The following is a 16,503-nucleotide window of genomic DNA, read 5'->3' as shown; positions in this document are numbered from 1 at the left end:
AGCCACTTGGCTAGCTTTTTCTTGACAGGTATTGATCGCTGAAATTACCTAGCCATATGGCTAACCATCTCGACTCAGTTTTCTCCGCAATGGCCGATCCGACCCGCCGGGCAGTGATCGAACGCCTGCTCGACGGCCCCGCCAGTGTCTCTGACCTGCACAGACCCCATAACATGGCGCTACCCTCTTTCCTCAAACATCTGGGCAAGCTTGAAAGCGCCGGTCTGGTGCGGTCGGAAAAAACCGGCCGCACCCGCATCCTGCACATCGAAGCCGCCCCCATGGCCGCCGCCGAAGATTGGCTCGCCCGACAGCGCAAGCTTTGGGAGGGCCGTCTGAACCGGTTGCAGGCGCTGGCCGAAGCCCGTGAAAGGCCCAAAACATGACCGCACCCATCGCCACTTTCCGCCTGACCCGCACCATCGCCGCAGCGAAAGACCGCCTGTGGCACCTTCTGACAGACGCAAAGTCGCGTGAACTCTGGGGCGGACCGTCAGACGACGTTGTGCTGGTGCTGGAAACCACCGACCTGCGCGAAGGTGGGCAGGATCGCCACCGCTGCGGGCCTGCGGACAACCCGGAATTCACCGTCGATACGCATTGGTATCACATCGAAAGTCCCACCCGCGCCTGTTTTACCGAAACCGTCACCGCAGGCGGGCAACGGTTCGGCGTGTCACTGGTCACCTATGTGCTGGAGGCAGATGGCCCGGCCACAACTCTTACCGTCGATGTCGCGGTCGCCTCGATGACCGGCGACGACATGCAGGACGATTTCCAATCAGGTTGGACCAGCAGCCTCGCCCGGCTTGACCAGCTCATCAGCACAGGAACGCTGGCATGACCTTCAACCCTGACGCCGATCTCAGGATCGAACGCCTGATAAACGCCGCACCCGAAACCATCTGGCGCTGCTGGGCAGAGCCAGCGCTGTTCAAACAATGGTTCGTGCCGCATCCTGTCGAAGTGACCGAGGTCGACAACGACCTGCGCCCCGGCGGGCGCGCCTTCAACGTGATGAAACTGCCCGATGGCACGCTGATGGAAAACGACGGGTGTTTCCTGCTGGCCGACCGGTACACCCGGCTGGTGTTCACCGACGGTGTTCTGTCCGGTTTTCGCCCCTCCCCCAATCCAGCCTTCATGACCGCCGATATCCACCTGATCCCACAGGACCGCGGCACGCTCTACGCTGCTCATGTCATGCACTCCGATTCGAAAAAGCGTGACGAACACGAAAAAATGGGCTTTTTCGACGGATGGGGCACCACTCTCGAGCAGTTGGCAGCGCTCGCTCAACGCCTTTGAAACAGGCACTCGACCAGCACAAGTCACGACTTCTACACAAATTCTCTTGCCAAACCGCGCCTCGCTTGCCTAGCCTTGAGGCATAACAGGGAACACCCCGCGCATCTTCTACGCCGCATCGAGGGCGCGCATATCACGGGGCATAATGGTAAGGCGGCAGGTTTTTCACATGGATATCACCTTTCTTCTGAACGGAGAGAGCGTGGAGCTGCGAGACGTGTCCCCCACGGCAACGCTGCTCGATTGGCTGCGCGAAGAGCGCGGACTCACCGGCACCAAGGAAGGCTGTAACGAAGGCGATTGCGGGGCCTGCACTGTCATGGTCACCGACGCCCGCAGCGCTCGCGCCCTCAATGCCTGCATCCTCTTTCTGCCCCAACTTGATGGGTGCGCCGTGCGGACGGTCGAAGGCATCAGCGGCCCCGATGGCCACCTTCACCCGGTGCAACAGGCGATGATCGACCATCACGGCTCGCAATGCGGCTTCTGTACGCCGGGGTTCGTCGTGTCGATGGCCGTGGCGCATCTCAACGGCGACCAGAACCACGACGACGCGCTGGCTGGCAACCTGTGCCGCTGCACCGGCTACGCCCCGATCATCCGCGCCGCACAAGCCGCCAGTGACCAACCCGTGTCCGACTGGCTCAAAGACACGCCCCCTGCTTCTTTGGGCTCGAAAATACCTTCGGGGGGTCTGGGGGGCAGACAGCCCCCCAGCCTCAACGCCCCTGAAACGCTGGACGATCTCGCCGCCGCCTACGCAGCCCGCCCCAACGCGACACTGATCGCGGGTGCAACGGATGTGGGGCTTTGGGTGACCAAATCGCTGCGCGATCTGGACGATGTGATCTTCCTCAACCGCTGTACCGAGCTGCAACAGATCGAGGAAACCGACGAAAGCTTGCGCATAGGCGCAGGGGTAACAATGGACCGAGTTCTGGCATCCGTGAAAGACCTGCACCCATCTTACGCCGAAATGATCCGCCGCTATGGCTCGGCCCAAGTGCGCGCGGCAGCGACCATCGGTGGCAACATCGCCAATGGCTCGCCCATCGGGGACAATCCGCCCGCGCTGATCGCGATGGGGGCGAAGCTGCATCTGCGCGCAGGCGATCACAGCCGCGATATGCCACTTGAAGACTTCTTCGTCGACTACGGCAAACAGGACCGCGCCAAAGGCGAGTTTGTCGAAGCCGTCACGATCCCGCGCTACGCGCCGGGGCTGAAGGTCTACAAACTGTCCAAACGCTTCGATCAGGACATCTCTGCCGTCTGCGGCGCGTTCAACATCATCGTTTCAAATGGCACTATCACAGAGGCCCGCATCGCCTTCGGCGGCATGGCCGGCACACCGAAGCGCGCCCGCGCCGTTGAGGCCGCCTTGGCCGGCAAGGCGTGGTCCGAGGCCACCATCCGCGCTGCGATGACCAAGATGGTTGAAGACTACGCGCCCCTGTCCGACATGCGCGCCTCTGCAGATTACCGCCTGCACGCAGCGGAAAACATGCTTTTGCGCTATTGGCACGAGGATCAGGGGATCGCGTCCAACGTGTTAGAGGTGTCGGCATGAGCGTCGCCAAACCCCTGCCCCACGACGCCGCCCAGCTGCATGTCACCGGACAGGCGCGTTATGTCGATGACATCCCAACGCCGAAAGGCACGCTGCATCTGGCCTTCGGCCTGAGCACCATCGCCGCCGGGCGCATCACCGCGATCAACCTCGACGCGGTGCGCGCCGCGCCGGGCGTGGTGGGTGTGTGGGAGGCCAAAGACCTGCCCAGCGACTGCGATTGTTCGCCCTCGGCCCATGACGAGCCAATGCTGTCGGGCGCCACGATTCACTACCTTGGTCAGCCGATCTTTCTGGTCGCCGCCACCAGCCACCTTGCCGCCCGCAAGGCAGCACGGCTGGGCCAGATCAGCTATGCGGAACGCGACGCGATCCTGACCATCGACGAGGCGCTGGCCGCCGACAGCCGTTTCGAGGACGGCCCCCGCATCTGGGAAAAGGGCGATGCGGGTGAAGCCATCGACACTGCCCTGCGCCAGATCAGCGGCGTGATCGAGATGGGTGGGCAAGAGCATTTCTACCTCGAAGGCCAATCCGCCATGGCCCTGCCGCAGGAAGGCGGCGACATGGTGGTGCATGCCTCGACCCAGCACCCGACCGAAATCCAGCACAAGGTGGCGCACGCCCTGCACCTGCCCATGCATGGAGTCCGGGTCGAAACCCGGCGCATGGGCGGCGGGTTCGGCGGCAAGGAAAGCCAAGGCAACGCGCTGGCGATTGCCTGCGCCGTAGTGGCGTCCGCGACCGGCAAACCTGCCAAGATGCGCTACGACCGCGACGATGATTTCATGATCACCGGCAAACGCCATGATTTCCGCATCGCCTACCGCGTCGGATTCGATGATCGGGGTGTGATTTCCGGTATCGAGTTCGAGCAATACACCCGCTGTGGCTGGGCACAGGATCTGTCGATCCCAGTGGCCGACCGCGCCATGCTGCACGCTGACAACGCCTACCACCTGCCCCACGCGCGGATCGAAAGCCACCGGCTCAAGACCAACACCCAAAGCGCCACCGCCTTTCGCGGCTTTGGCGGCCCGCAAGGGATGCTGGGCATGGAGCGGGTGATGGACCACATCGCCCATGATCTGGGGATGGACCCGGTCGCGGTGCGGCGGGCAAATTACTATGCGGCAGAGGTCGAGGGGGGCCAGCCCCCCGCGCCTGCGGCGCCCCCCCGGAGTTTACCGGGCAAGATGAAGCAGCAGGACATCGCCTCGCGCGGGTCCGAGGAGCTTGTGGAGAACACCGGAGCTTTGGGCGCTGAGGCTGCGCAAACAACGCCGTATGGGCAGGTGGTCGAAGATTTCATCCTGCACGAGATGACGGATCGGCTGCTGGAGGATGCAGACTACGAGGCGCGGCGTGCTGCGGTGGCGGAGTGGAACGCGGGCAATGCGGTGATCAAGAAGGGCCTTGCCTTTTCGCCGGTGAAGTTCGGGATTTCCTTCACGCTGACGCACCTGAACCAGGCCGGCGCGCTGGTGCATGTCTATCAGGACGGCTCCATCCACATGAACCATGGTGGCACCGAGATGGGACAGGGCTTGTTCCAGAAGGTGGCGCAAGTGGCGGCGGACCGGTTTGGCGTGTCACTGGAGATGGTCAAGATCACCGCGACCGACACCGGCAAGGTGCCGAACACGTCCGCGACCGCTGCCTCCAGCGGGTCCGATCTGAACGGTATGGCGGTCAAAGCGGCCTGCGACACGATCCGCGACCGCATGGCGAACCATCTGGCCAGCCTGCACCAATGCGGTGCACGCGATGTGGTGTTTGAAGGTGGGCAGGTGACCGTTCAGGGCGAAAGCTACAGCTTCGCAAAGGTCGCGCAGATGACATATGAGGCGCGGATCAGTCTGTCGGCGACAGGCTTTTATCGCACGCCAAAGCTGAGTTGGGACCGGATCAAGGGACAGGGCCGCCCGTTCTTCTATTTCGCCTACGGCGCTGCGGTGAGCGAAGTGGCGGTGGACACGCTGACCGGCGAATACCGCATCCTGCGCAGCGACATTCTGCATGACGCCGGAACGTCGTTGAACCCGGCCCTCGACATCGGGCAGATCGAAGGCGGGTTTGTGCAGGGCGCGGGTTGGCTTACCACCGAGGAACTGGTCTGGGATCAGTCGGGACGCCTGCGCACGCACGCGCCCTCGACCTACAAGATACCCGCCTGTTCGGACCGCCCGGACGTGTTTAATGTCGCGCTCTGGGACGGGGCCAACCGCGAGGAGACGATCTATCGCTCCAAGGCGGTGGGAGAGCCGCCCTTCATGCTGGGCATGTCGGTGTTTCTGGCGCTGTCGGACGCTGTTGCGGCCTGCGGTGCTGGCTACCCAGCGCTCGACGCGCCTGCGACACCGGAACGGGTGCTGACGGCGATCGAGAGGGTGCGTGATGGCGTTTGATCTCACTTCCCTGCGCGCGGCCATCGCGGCACATGGCCAAGTCGCCCGCGTGGTGATCGCCGAGGTGCAGGGCTCATCCCCGCGCGAGGTGGGGGCTGCGATGCTGGTCTGGGACGGTGGCCAATCGGGCACTATCGGCGGTGGCGCGTTGGAATATCAGGCGGCGCAACAGGCCTTCGCCCGAGAGGGGTTCAGCCGACATCCGTTGGGGCCGGAACTGGGCCAATGCTGCGGCGGTGCGGTAACACTCCTGACCGAGGTCTACGATGCCGACCGGCTTGCCACACTGGACTGCGAAACCGTCATTGCCCGTGGCCCGAGCGAGATGCCTCTGGCTGTCAAACGCCTGACCACCTGCGCCCGCAATCAGGGCGTGGACCTGCGCACGCGCATGGTGCAGGGCTGGTTCGTGGAGCCTGTGGCACAGCCGACGACACCGCTTTGGATCTGGGGGGCTGGACATGTCGGGCGGGCCTTGGTCGAGGTGCTGCACCCGATGCCCGAGATCGAAATCACTTGGGTCGATACCGCCCCTAACCGCTTTCCTAACATGATCCCAGAGGGTGTCAACGCCCTGCCCGCCAGCGACCCGCTGCGTGTCGTGGCCCATGCGCCGCAAGACGCCGCGCATCTGATCCTGACCTATTCCCACGCGCTGGATCTGAGCCTGTGTGATGCTCTGCTGCGTCACGGGTTCGCGTTCGCAGGTCTGATCGGGTCAGACACGAAATGGGCGCGGTTCACATCCCGACTTCGCAAGTTGGGCCACACAGACGCCCAAATATCTCGCATTTGCTGTCCGATTGGGCAAAAATCTCTTGGCAAGCATCCTCAGGCGATTGCAGTTGGGGTCGCAGCACAACTATTGAGCCTTTCAACGACCAACGCAGGTGTCCAGTGCCCGACGACCTCCTTCGCCTCTCAGGCCTGACCAAAGCCTATCCCGGCGTCGTCGCAAATGACGACGTGTCCTTCGACATCCGAGAAGGCGAAATCCACGCGTTGCTGGGCGAGAACGGCGCAGGCAAATCCACGCTGGTCAAGATGATCTACGGGCTGGTGAAACCGGACAAGGGCAGCATGACCCTACGCGGCGCGCAATATGCGCCGTCAGAGCCCAGTGCCGCGCGCAAATCCGGGGTCGCGATGGTGTTTCAGCATTTCTCGCTTTTCGACGCGCTGGACGTGGCCGAGAACGTGGCACTGGGGATGGAGAACCCGCCGCCCCGACGCGATCTGGCCCAGCAGATCCGCGACGTTTCGGAAACCTACGGCCTGCCGCTTGATCCTGCACGCACCGTCGGCACGCTGTCGGCGGGCGAACGGCAGCGGGTCGAGATCATCCGCTGTCTGCTCCAGGACCCGAAGCTGCTGATCATGGACGAGCCAACGTCGGTTCTGACTCCGCAAGAGGTGGAAATCCTGTTCCAGACCCTGCGCAAACTGAAATCCGAGGGCACGGCGATCCTGTATATCAGCCACAAGCTCGAGGAAATTCGCGCGCTTTGCGATCACGCGACGATCCTGCGGTTGGGCAAGAAGGTCGCCACCTGCACACCGTCCGAGACCACCGCGCGCGCAATGGCGGAAATGATGATCGGGTCGAGCTTTGCTTCCCCTGCCGCCAAACACACCACACCGGGCGAGGTTTTGCTGCGGGTCGACAACCTGACCATGCCTGCGCCGGGCGCGTTCGGCACGCCGTTGCGCGGCATCAGCTTTGAACTGCGCGCGGGCGAAGTTCTGGGCTTTGGTGGGGTTGCTGGCAACGGGCAAGATGAACTCTTGTTGGCGCTGTCTGGCGAACGGACCACCAAACGCGGCACGATCTGGGTCAAGGGTGCCGATGTCAGCCGTGACGGACCGACAGACAGACGCGCGGCGGGCTTTCTGACCGCGCCTGAGGAACGTCTGGGCCATGCTGCGGCACCCAATATGAGCCTGACGGAAAACGCGGTTCTGACCGCAGGACGCCGCCAACATCTGGTGAAAAAGGGCTTCATCAATTGGGGCCGCGCGGATCGGTTTGCCGAAGACGTGATCAAACGGTTCGACGTGCGCACCCCAGGCACCCATGTGGCCGCGCGCGCATTGTCGGGTGGCAACCTGCAAAAGTTCGTCATTGGGCGCGAGGTGGCGCAGGATCCTGATATCCTTGTTGTGAATCAGCCGACTTGGGGCGTGGATGCCGCGGCCGCAGCCGCGATCCGACAAGCATTGCTTGACCTGGCGTCGAAAGGTGCCGCAATCCTTGTGGTCAGTCAGGATTTGGACGAGCTCTTGGAAATCTCGGACCGCTTTGGCGCTCTCAACGAAGGGCGCCTTTCGGCTCTCAAGCCGGTTGTGGACCTGAATATGGAAGAGATCGGCCTGATGATGGGCGGTGCGCATGATATGGAGGTGGCCCATGTTGATGCGTGACGCCCTTGCCGAAACTCGGCGCACCGGGACATCCGTGCTTTTGCATATTTTTGAAAAGAAGAAGCCAGCAGGTTGCTCTGTCCTGCCCGCTTCTTCTTTTTCCAAATATGCACATTCCAACGACAGCCACCTCGCGACACGGGAAGGGTGCAGATGATCCGTCTCGAAAAACGCCCGCAGCCCTCGAAAGCCTGGACCGTCGCAACGCCGATCCTTGCGGTGATCCTTACGATGATCTTTGGTGGCATCATGTTCGGCCTGATCGGCACATCGCCTTTCGAGGCAATCCGGACGATCTTCTGGGATCCACTGTTCCATCCGCAATTCGAAGGGTTTTCGCGGCCGCAGTTGCTGGTCAAGGCAGGACCGTTGATCCTGATCGCCATCGGCCTGTCCATCGGGTTCCGGGCTGGCATTTGGAACATCGGGGCCGAGGGTCAGTACATCATGGGTGCGATCTGCGGGGCGGGTGCAGGACTTGCGCTTTATCCGATGGACTCGGCGCTGATCCTGCCGCTGATGATCGTTGCGGGTGCCTTGGGGGGATGGGCCTGGGCGATGATCCCAGCGCTGCTGAAAGTCAAATTCGGCACCAATGAGATCCTTGTCTCGCTGATGCTGGTCTATGTTGCCGAGAACCTGCTGGCCTCGGTGTCCTCCGGCATCCTGCGCAACCCCGAAGGCATGGGTTTTCCCGGCTCACGCAACCTGTCGCAATGGTCATCGTCACAGAACCTCGAACTGATCCCGAACACGGGCATGCATCTGGGTGTGCTGACAGCCTTTATTGCGGTGATCCTCGCCTATGTGCTGCTGACCCGACACATTCAGGGCTTCAACATCCGCCTGACCGGAGAGGCCCCGCGTGCGGCTAAGTTCGCAGGTGTGTCACCCGCCCGTACCATTCTGTTCTGCCTTGGCCTTGCGGGCGCATTGGCCGGGATGGCTGGACTGTTCGAGGTGACGGGACCGGCGGGCCAAGTCAGCATCGACTTCGGGTCGGGGTATGGCTTTACCGCGATCATCGTGGCCTTTCTGGGCCGTCTTCACCCGGTGGGCATCCTGCTGGCGGGGTTGCTGATGGCGCTGACCTATATTGGCGGCGAGTTGGCGCAGTTGATGCTGGGCGTGCCGGGCGCGTCGATCCAGCTGTTTCAGGGAATGCTGCTGTTCTTCCTGCTCGGGGTGGATGTTTTGACCAACTACCGTGTGCGGATCGGCAAGGGAGAGGTGTCAACATGAAACGCGCGGATATGATGCCAATAGGCATGGGGATCATGATGGGTGCCATGGTGCTGATGATGCTGCATGGCGTGTTGACCGGCGACGGTGGCGCATCGGGCCTGCTTTTTGTGCTAGCCCATCTGGCGGTAATCGGGCTGGCCGCGGTGGGCGTCGCCTTTGGACTGCATCGGCGCTGGCCTGAGCTGGCGCGTGTGTTGCGCCATCGCCCCTCGTGGCGACATATCTGGCTGATGTCGGGTGTGGCGGTTTTTACTGCCGCTGTCATTCACCTGACACACGGAGCTCCAGTATGGACCTGAGCAACATCAACCCCGTCCTGCTGGTCGCCTCGATCATGATCTCGGCCACGCCGATCCTTCTGGCCGCCATCGGCGAAATGGTGGTCGAAAAGTCGGGCGTTCTGAATCTCGGTGTCGAAGGCATGATGATCACCGGCGCTGTGATCGGCTTTATCGTGGCAATCAACACCGGCGCGCCGCTGCTGGGCTTTGCCACCGCCGCGATTGCGGGCGCTTTGTTGTCGCTGACCTTTGGCGTGCTGACGCAGGTGTTCCTGTCGAACCAAGTTGCCACCGGGCTGGGCCTGACGCTTGTGGGTCTTGGCCTGTCTTCGCTGCTGGGCAAACCCTACGAGGGGCAGAAGACCGTCACTCTGCCCAAGCTCGACATCCCAATCCTGAGTGACCTGCCCGTGGTGGGGCGGATGCTTTTTTCGCATGACATCATGGTCTACATCAGCCTGTGCATTGTGGTCGCCGTCTGGGCGTTCCTGAAATACACGCGCGCCGGGCTGATCCTGCGCGCGGTGGGCGAAAGCCACGAAAGCGCCCATGCCTTGGGCTACAAGGTGATCCGCGTGCGCCTGCTGGCCATCATGTTCGGCGGCGCCTGTGCCGGGCTGGGTGGCGCCTACCTGAGCCTTGTGCGCGTTCCGCAATGGACCGAGGGCATGACGGCAGGCGCAGGCTGGATCGCGCTTGCCATCGTGGTCTTTGCAAGCTGGCGCGCGGGACGCGTTCTGGTCGGTGCATATCTTTTCGGCGGCATCACCGTGTTGCAGCTGAATTTGCAAGCCGCTGGAATGACATGGGGGGTGCAGTACTTGTCCATGTCGCCATATCTGATAACGATCCTCGTGCTTGTTTTCATCTCGTCCAACCGCAGCCGCAGCAGCCATGATGCGCCCGCAAACCTTGGACAGACCTTCCACGCGACCCGGTGATAAAATCGGGCGTACTTACTCAAACGGGGCCGCTGCCGCCCCACAAACCGGGAGACTACCTATGATCCGCAGAACCTTACTTGCGACAGCTGCCGCAGGCCTGACATTGGCCTTTGGCGCACCCGCCATGGCGCAGGACGTGACCAAGGCATGCTTTGTCTATGTTGGCCCCATCGGCGACGGTGGCTGGACCTACCAGCACCACCAGGGCGCGTTGGCCGTCAAGGAAGAGTACGGCGACAAGGTCGAAATTGCATGGCAGGAAAGCGTGCCGGAAGGCGCCGATGCCGAGCGTGTCATCACCCAGATGGCGCTGTCGGGCTGTAACATCATCTTCACCACGTCCTTTGGCTACATGGACCCGACCAACAATGTCGCGGCCAAGTTCCCGGATGTGAAGTTCGAGCATTCCACCGGCTACAAGCGCGAGCATCCGAATGTCTCCACCTACAACGCGCGCTTCTACGAAGGCCGTGCGGTTGTGGGCCACATCGCAGGCAAGATGACCCAGACCAACAAGATCGGATACATCGCCTCCTTCCCGATCCCCGAAGTGATCATGGGCATCAACTCCTACTACCACCACGCCAAGCTGGCGAACCCGGATGTGGAACTGGTCGTGACCTGGGCCTACACATGGTTCGACCCTGCGAAAGAGGCCGACGCGGCGCGCGCCATGCTCGATCAGGGCGTTGACGTGATCACCGCGCATACCGATTCCACCGCACCACTGGCCGAGATCGCCAAGGAAGGTGGCTCTGCTTGGGGCTTTGGTCAGGCGTCTGACATGGCGGCCTTTACCACCAATGACGACGGCACACCCGGCCCGCGCATCGCCTCCATCATCGACGAATGGTCGCCCTACTACGTCAAGCGCGTGGGCCAGTTGATGGACGGCACCTACGAGCAGATCGACAGCTGGGCGGGCATGCCCGAGGGTGAAGTGGTCATCGGCGCGATGAACGACGCCATCCCGGATGACGTGAAAGCCGAGGCGCAGGCAATGATCGACGCGATCACAGCTGGCGAATACCACCCGTTCACCGGCCCGATGAACAAGCAGGACGGCAGCGCATGGCTGGCCGAAGGCGAGACCGCAGATGACGGCACGCTGCTGGGCATGAACTTCTACATCGAAGGCATCACCGGCGACATCCCGAACTGATCGGGGCGCACACGTCCGGAACAGGAAAAGCCCCGCAATGCGGGGCTTTTTTCCGTTTGGCGCCCCTGTTTTTTCAGCACATGTGCGCTGGCCCAAAACTTTGCTTGACCCTAGGGCAATTGCACGCGACCCTAAAGCCCTTTTCTACGGGCCTGTCAGAGGACTGGGTCGGGAGGAGCTATTTGTTAAAATTCTTCCAAGCGATTTCACTCGCTCTTTTAATATTCACAGGGGGCCGCGCTTGGTGACTTTTGGCGGTTCACTCGTTCTAGCCTCAGCGCTCGAAGGATGCCTTCTCGACGGTGAGGGTGGGCGCCCGGTGTCCGGCGTGACGATCAAGCGGAACTGGTCGTGGGCCTGGACCAATCGCGAGGGCTCAGACGAAACCGTGACAGATTCCGAGGGACGACTCGGTTTCAAGAGGTCGTCGGTCGCAGCCCACTGGCGCAGTCGAAACCTTTGAAAGCTTTGATCTGTCCGGCAGTACAGTGGCCGGGCGCTCTGGCGCTGGGATGTTTGCCTCCAAAACAGGGTTTGGAATGGTTGTGCCGGGCAAAGGAAAACACTCGGGCGACATCGCAGTTGTCTGCCGGGGCACCGCCATCAATCAGGACTGGTTGTCAAACTTAAACGCTGCTGTGTCTGTTGGTCCGGGTGGCCTACCCGTGCATACGGGGTTTTGCCGTGTCTACAACTCTATGGTCGAGGGAATTGAAAATGCCTTGCGCGGCAGCAACCCAAGCACGATCCATGTGATCGGTCACTCACTTGGTGGCGCTATTGCAAACCTTTTTGCCATGCGCTTTGCCTTGCAGAAACGCGCTAATATTTGCCTATACACGTTTGGCGCGCCTCGTCCGGGAACACCCCCCTTCGTGTTTCGTATGCACACCGCGATTCCCAGCGGCAACATTAAACGGGTTTACGCCATGTCGGATGTCGTCCCGATGCTGCCGATCTTTCCGTTTTATCACGCTCCGATGAACCCCGGAGGACTTCGCGTTTACCGCGGTGGGCAACTTCTTTCGATAAACTCACACTTCATGTCGAACTATAAACCAGCGGTGTTCCTGAAAAACTGGAACGAGCTAACCTCTGACAGTGCACAAATTGAAGACATGAAAAGCATCGACTTCTGGGTTGGCAAAGCCTATTCCGCCCTTCCGATGAGCACTCTGGGCATCTGGGCGTTGGGCAACGCCATTAAAGGTATCCTTAACCTCATCGGGACTGCAGTCGGCGGCGTTGTTACCGCTGGCCTTACGCTGGTGGATAGTATCGCGCAGATGATCCACAAGGGGATCAAGTTGGGGGAGCTCGTGGCAGACGCCGTTCGTAAACTGATCAGTGGCATCTCGCATTTTCTCGGTCGTGCAATAAACACGGCAGGAGATTTGACCCTTGGATTTCTGAAATATGTGCTCGGGCTTCTCTTCGGTTTCATCGCGACGATTGCACGACGGGCCATTGACAGCATCAGGTGACCGCAAAGCTCACCTCGATCAAGGATCGACCAAGCGCACAGGGCAATGCTCGGGCGCTTGGCCTTTTGCTCCAAATGGCCGCGGGTGAAGACCTGGATCAGGTCAGGACGACACTGGACCTCGCGTTGCCAGTGGTCCTGCGCCCTTAGGCAAACCTGCAATGCAACGTGCGCACCGTAGGTGACAAGGCTGCCATCCGCTCAAGATTGGCAGGTCTTCGCATCGCCGCTCTCTTGACTCTTCCCGCGTCCTCCGGCCCCTTCGCTCCAAACCTCAGAGGAGCCATTCATGCACCCGTTTCACGATGAGCTGAAAAAACGCCTCGTGCGCTATTGCGCCATCGACAGTCAGGCGGACATGGACAGCCCCATGGCTCCATCCACTGAATGCCAGCACGACATGCTCGACCTCATGGTGACGGAACTGACCGGGATGGGCGCGCAGGACGTTACCAAGACGCCCTATGGCACCGTGATCGCCACGATCCCCGGCACTGCCCCCGGCCCGACCCTGGGGTTCCTCGCCCATGTCGATACAGCCCCGCAGTTCAACGCCACGGGTGTAAAACCCCGCGTGATCGAAGGCTATAACGGCGGGGTGATCACTTATCCCGACGATCCCGATCTCCTGCTGTCGCCAGACGACTTCCCCTATCTCGCGGACAAGGTCGGGGATGACATCGTCACCGCCTCGGGCCTCACTCTGCTGGGCGCAGATGACAAGGCGGGCGTCGCCATCGTCATGACAGCCGCGCGGCATCTGCTGCAGAACCCACAGATCAAACGCCCCACGATCCGCGTGGCCTTTACCCCGGACGAAGAGATCGGGCGCGGGGTCGATCCCAAGCTGCCCGCCGATCTGGGTGTCGATTTCGCATACACCTTCGACGGCGGCGATCTGGGCGAAGTCACCTACGAGACTTTCTCAGCCGATTTCGCCGTGGTTACTGTGACCGGCGTGTCGATCCATCCGGGCTGGGCCAAGGGTAAACTGGTGAACGCCATCCACCTCGCATCCAAGATCATCGACACCCTGCCTCAGGTCACCATGACACCCGAGACCACGGATGGGACCCAAGGCTTTATCCACGCTGTCGACATGAAAGGCAGCGCCGACCACATGGAACTGCGCTTTATCCTGCGGGATTTCGAACGCGACGGACTGGAAGCCAAAGGCGCGCTTTTGCGGCAGGTCTGTGACACCATCGCCGCCACCGAACCCCGCGCCCAGATCACCTGCACCATCACCCCGCAATACCGCAACATGCGCTATTGGCTGGAGAATGACATGACACCGGTCACGCTGGCCCGAGAGGCGTTGGCCGATCTGAACATCCCCGAAATTTCGGCCCCCATCCGCGGCGGGACCGATGGGTCGCGACTGACGGAAATGGGGGTGCCTTGCCCAAACCTTTTCACCGGCATGCAGAACGTGCACGGACCACTTGAATGGGTGTCCGTGCAGGACATGACGAAAGCCACGGACCTCTGTCTGCGCATTGCGGAACGTGCGGCCCAGCCTGACTAAGGATACTTAATCGTCGTCTGACCAGCGCTTCATGTAGTCGGTCTGGTACACGCCGCCTTGCGCCTGTTCGGTCAACGGCTTGCGCACGGCATAGTGCAGGATCACAGGCGACCCGGCAGGAAGTTCCCCCCGGATACGCGGGCGCACGCCGGTCTCATTCGGGTTCGTCGTCCGCGCCGTCTTGGCCGCATGGGCCGGGCGGATCGGCTGAAGCAGCAGGTCAAGCACCTCGTATCCCATGGCCTTTTCCCAGAACCCTTACACCATCTCGGGTGTGATCTGATAAAAGCCGTGGTTGATCCAGTTGTTGCACGGCGAATGCCCGATCAGCACACCACCCGGCCGCAGCATCCGGTCGATATTGCGATAGGCGGTGGGCAGTTCGAACACATGTTCGCAGGTGCCGCCGTCATAGATCACGTCGAACCGCGCGGTCAGGTCCTCACCGACAGGTTGGGTCAGGTCGTGGATGACACTCGCGTTCTCGAAATCCGAGAAATCGAGCGAATCCACACTTTCGAAGCCCAGTTTGGAAAAGAAGGTCTCGCTGTAGGCATTGTCCGGGTTGCGCAGATCATCCTCTGTCAGGCCCGGCAAATGAGTCGCGATCGCCGCTTCGAAGTCCTTGGCCGATTGACCGCGCCTGCTGCCGACAAAGCCCTGCCGCCCCAACATGAGAAACGCGCCACCAAGCTGATGCCCCTTGACGGTTTCGATCAGCAACGTGCCCAACGTATCCGGTATCGACATGGAATTTTCTCACCAACCACAATTGATCGGCACCATCCGCCGGGACGCAAGGCAATGCAACCCAGCGCCTTCCGATAGCGCAGCACAGCGATGCGCGAAAACACCATGCGTTGAACGCGCTTAGTCTCCGCTCTGCACCGATTGCAAATAGCCCACCAGATCAGCGATCGGTTCGGACACCAGCATCGGCTGCCCACTGGGAAGTTTCATAGGCGTGTTGGCGACCCCTTCGAAATAGGGGCCATAGACCGGCATGGGCGATCCATGACTGACCAGAGGGTCAGTCCCGTCAATCCGTTTCAGCACCCGCTCCAGCGGAAAGGCACCCCCGTTGCGCGACGCCAAAGCGGTCAGGTCGATAGGCTGCAACACCAAAGCACCTGCCAATGGCCCCTGCCCCTTGGCATCGGCACCGTGACAGTTGGCACAATGGGTCTGGAACAAAGCGCGCCCGTGATCGACATCCTGCGCCATCACGGGCGCGGCGGTCAGGGCAATGAGGGTGAGACCGGCAAGAACACGTCGCATGAGGAGACTCCATCTGACCAAAGGTGAGGCAAGCCTGACTGAATTGCGCCGTTCCCGCGTTGATCCGGATCAATCCTTTTGAGGTCTGGCCCAAACGCTCTAACTTTAAACCATTGCAGCACGAGGATTTGCCATGCGTCGCCTGTTCCTGATCCTTCTTCTGAGCCTCGCCAGCCCGGCCATGTCGCAAGACACCGACCTTGAACTGGTGCTGCTTGCAGATGCCTCCGGCTCCATCGACCAGCGCGAGATCGACTTTCAACGGCAAGGCTACGCGCAGGCAATCACCGATCCCGAAGTGCTCGCGGCCATCGCCAACACCGCCTATGGCAGCATTGCCGTCATCTATGTCGAATGGGCCGCCAATCAGGCGGTCGTCGCCGACTGGATGCGGATTGATGGCCCGGACAGTGCAACGCTTTTTGCCGCCGAACTGCTGAACAAACCGCGTCAGGCCTATGGGCGCAACGCCATCGGTGCGGCGTTACTTGAAGGGCTGCGGCTGATGGACACCAACGACTTCGACGGTTGGCGGCGGGTGATCGACTTTTCCGGCGACTCTGTGCGCAGCTATTCCGGCCCCTCCATTGCCGAAGCGCGGGCGACCGTTGTGGCGGCAGGTGTGACCATCAACGCCCTGCCGATCTTGCGCCCTGACGATCCGGGTCGCGCCCAAGGCGGGCTTGAGGCGCAATACGAGGCGCGGATCATCGGCGGGTTGGGTGCATTTGTCGTGACAGCCGAAAATCGCGATTCATTCGCCGAGGCGGTGAAGCGCAAGCTGATCCTGGAGATTTCGGGCGAAATGCCATCGCGCGAGGTGGCAGAGGCGCAAAGGCTCTTCAAAGAGCCTTAACCCGCGATTTCGAAATCGC

At 61.4% G+C, this 16,503-nt stretch carries 18 protein-coding genes; 15 read left to right on the top strand and 3 right to left on the bottom strand.

Annotated features, from left to right (window positions below; all coding sequences use genetic code 11):
• Positions 1-56: 56 nt before the first annotated feature.
• From ACK3EW_RS02390 to pepT, 14 genes are all read left to right on the top strand, one after another.
• Positions 57-386, top strand: coding sequence for an ArsR/SmtB family transcription factor (locus ACK3EW_RS02390; protein WP_493808300.1), 330 nt, complete (start codon positions 57-59; stop codon positions 384-386).
• Positions 383-844, top strand: a complete 462-nt coding sequence (locus ACK3EW_RS02385) for an SRPBCC domain-containing protein (protein WP_493808299.1) — start codon at positions 383-385, stop codon at positions 842-844. The genes ACK3EW_RS02390 and ACK3EW_RS02385 overlap by 4 nt, the downstream gene beginning before the upstream one ends.
• Positions 841-1,308 carry an SRPBCC family protein gene (locus ACK3EW_RS02380; RefSeq protein ID WP_493808298.1) on the top strand — a complete coding sequence of 156 codons (468 nt, stop codon included), beginning with the start codon at positions 841-843 and terminating at the stop codon, positions 1,306-1,308. The genes ACK3EW_RS02385 and ACK3EW_RS02380 overlap by 4 nt, the downstream gene beginning before the upstream one ends.
• A gap of 169 nt (positions 1,309-1,477) precedes the next feature.
• Entirely contained in the window at positions 1,478-2,878 is a 1,401-nt protein-coding gene (gene xdhA / locus ACK3EW_RS02375) for a xanthine dehydrogenase small subunit (protein ID WP_493808297.1), read from the top strand.
• Complete coding sequence (gene xdhB / locus ACK3EW_RS02370) at positions 2,875-5,286, top strand: xanthine dehydrogenase molybdopterin binding subunit (RefSeq protein ID WP_493808296.1); 2,412 nt, start codon at positions 2,875-2,877, stop codon at positions 5,284-5,286. The genes xdhA and xdhB overlap by 4 nt, the downstream gene beginning before the upstream one ends.
• Entirely contained in the window at positions 5,276-6,217 is a 942-nt protein-coding gene (gene xdhC, locus ACK3EW_RS02365; RefSeq protein ID WP_493808295.1) for a xanthine dehydrogenase accessory protein XdhC, read from the top strand. The genes xdhB and xdhC overlap by 11 nt, the downstream gene beginning before the upstream one ends.
• Positions 6,184-7,707 carry an ABC transporter ATP-binding protein gene (locus ACK3EW_RS02360; protein WP_493808294.1) on the top strand — a complete coding sequence of 508 codons (1,524 nt, stop codon included), beginning with the start codon at positions 6,184-6,186 and terminating at the stop codon, positions 7,705-7,707. Before xdhC ends, ACK3EW_RS02360 begins: the two co-directional genes overlap by 34 nt.
• 153 nt (positions 7,708-7,860) lie before the next feature.
• A complete protein-coding gene (locus tag ACK3EW_RS02355) occupies positions 7,861-8,949 on the top strand; it encodes an ABC transporter permease (RefSeq protein WP_493808293.1) in 1,089 nt (362 codons plus the stop codon).
• Positions 8,946-9,251 (top strand): hypothetical protein, encoded by a 306-nt coding sequence (locus ACK3EW_RS02350; RefSeq protein ID WP_493808292.1) that lies wholly within the window; start codon positions 8,946-8,948, stop codon positions 9,249-9,251. Before ACK3EW_RS02355 ends, ACK3EW_RS02350 begins: the two co-directional genes overlap by 4 nt.
• Complete coding sequence (locus ACK3EW_RS02345; RefSeq protein ID WP_493808291.1) at positions 9,242-10,174, top strand: ABC transporter permease; 933 nt, start codon at positions 9,242-9,244, stop codon at positions 10,172-10,174. The genes ACK3EW_RS02350 and ACK3EW_RS02345 overlap by 10 nt, the downstream gene beginning before the upstream one ends.
• A gap of 61 nt (positions 10,175-10,235) precedes the next feature.
• Positions 10,236-11,339: a BMP family ABC transporter substrate-binding protein gene (locus tag ACK3EW_RS02340; protein ID WP_493808290.1), complete on the top strand. Its 1,104-nt coding sequence runs from the start codon at positions 10,236-10,238 to the stop codon at positions 11,337-11,339.
• Positions 11,340-11,376: 37 nt separating this feature from the next.
• The gene (locus tag ACK3EW_RS02335; RefSeq protein ID WP_493808289.1) at positions 11,377-11,802 is read left to right on the top strand and encodes a DUF6795 domain-containing protein; all 426 of its coding nucleotides are present in this window, start codon (positions 11,377-11,379) and stop codon (positions 11,800-11,802) included.
• 49 nt (positions 11,803-11,851) lie between these two features.
• Positions 11,852-12,823, top strand: coding sequence for a lipase family protein (locus tag ACK3EW_RS02330; protein ID WP_493808288.1), 972 nt, complete (start codon positions 11,852-11,854; stop codon positions 12,821-12,823).
• 288 nt (positions 12,824-13,111) lie between these two features.
• A complete protein-coding gene (pepT, locus tag ACK3EW_RS02325) occupies positions 13,112-14,350 on the top strand; it encodes a peptidase T (RefSeq protein WP_493808287.1) in 1,239 nt (412 codons plus the stop codon).
• A 6-nt stretch (positions 14,351-14,356) separates the two neighbouring features.
• On the opposite strand, the gene ACK3EW_RS02320 is transcribed toward pepT, so the two are convergent.
• From ACK3EW_RS02320 to ACK3EW_RS02310, 3 genes are all read right to left on the bottom strand, one after another.
• Entirely contained in the window at positions 14,357-14,590 is a 234-nt protein-coding gene (locus ACK3EW_RS02320; protein ID WP_493808286.1) for a hypothetical protein, read from the bottom strand.
• An 18-nt stretch (positions 14,591-14,608) separates the two neighbouring features.
• Positions 14,609-15,100 carry a class I SAM-dependent methyltransferase gene (locus tag ACK3EW_RS02315; RefSeq protein ID WP_493808285.1) on the bottom strand — a complete coding sequence of 164 codons (492 nt, stop codon included), beginning with the start codon at positions 15,098-15,100 and terminating at the stop codon, positions 14,609-14,611.
• Between the two features lie 120 nt (positions 15,101-15,220).
• Entirely contained in the window at positions 15,221-15,628 is a 408-nt protein-coding gene (locus tag ACK3EW_RS02310) for a c-type cytochrome (protein WP_439119228.1), read from the bottom strand.
• Positions 15,629-15,761: 133 nt separating this feature from the next.
• Between ACK3EW_RS02310 and ACK3EW_RS02305 the strand changes: the two genes are divergently transcribed.
• Positions 15,762-16,484 carry a DUF1194 domain-containing protein gene (locus ACK3EW_RS02305; protein WP_493808284.1) on the top strand — a complete coding sequence of 241 codons (723 nt, stop codon included), beginning with the start codon at positions 15,762-15,764 and terminating at the stop codon, positions 16,482-16,484.
• The last annotated feature ends 19 nt before the right edge of the window (positions 16,485-16,503 follow it).

The organism is Marivita sp. NO-S04, from assembly GCF_059070475.1.
Note: the sequence above shows the minus strand (reverse complement) of the source record. Positions and strands in the feature narration are given on the sequence as shown.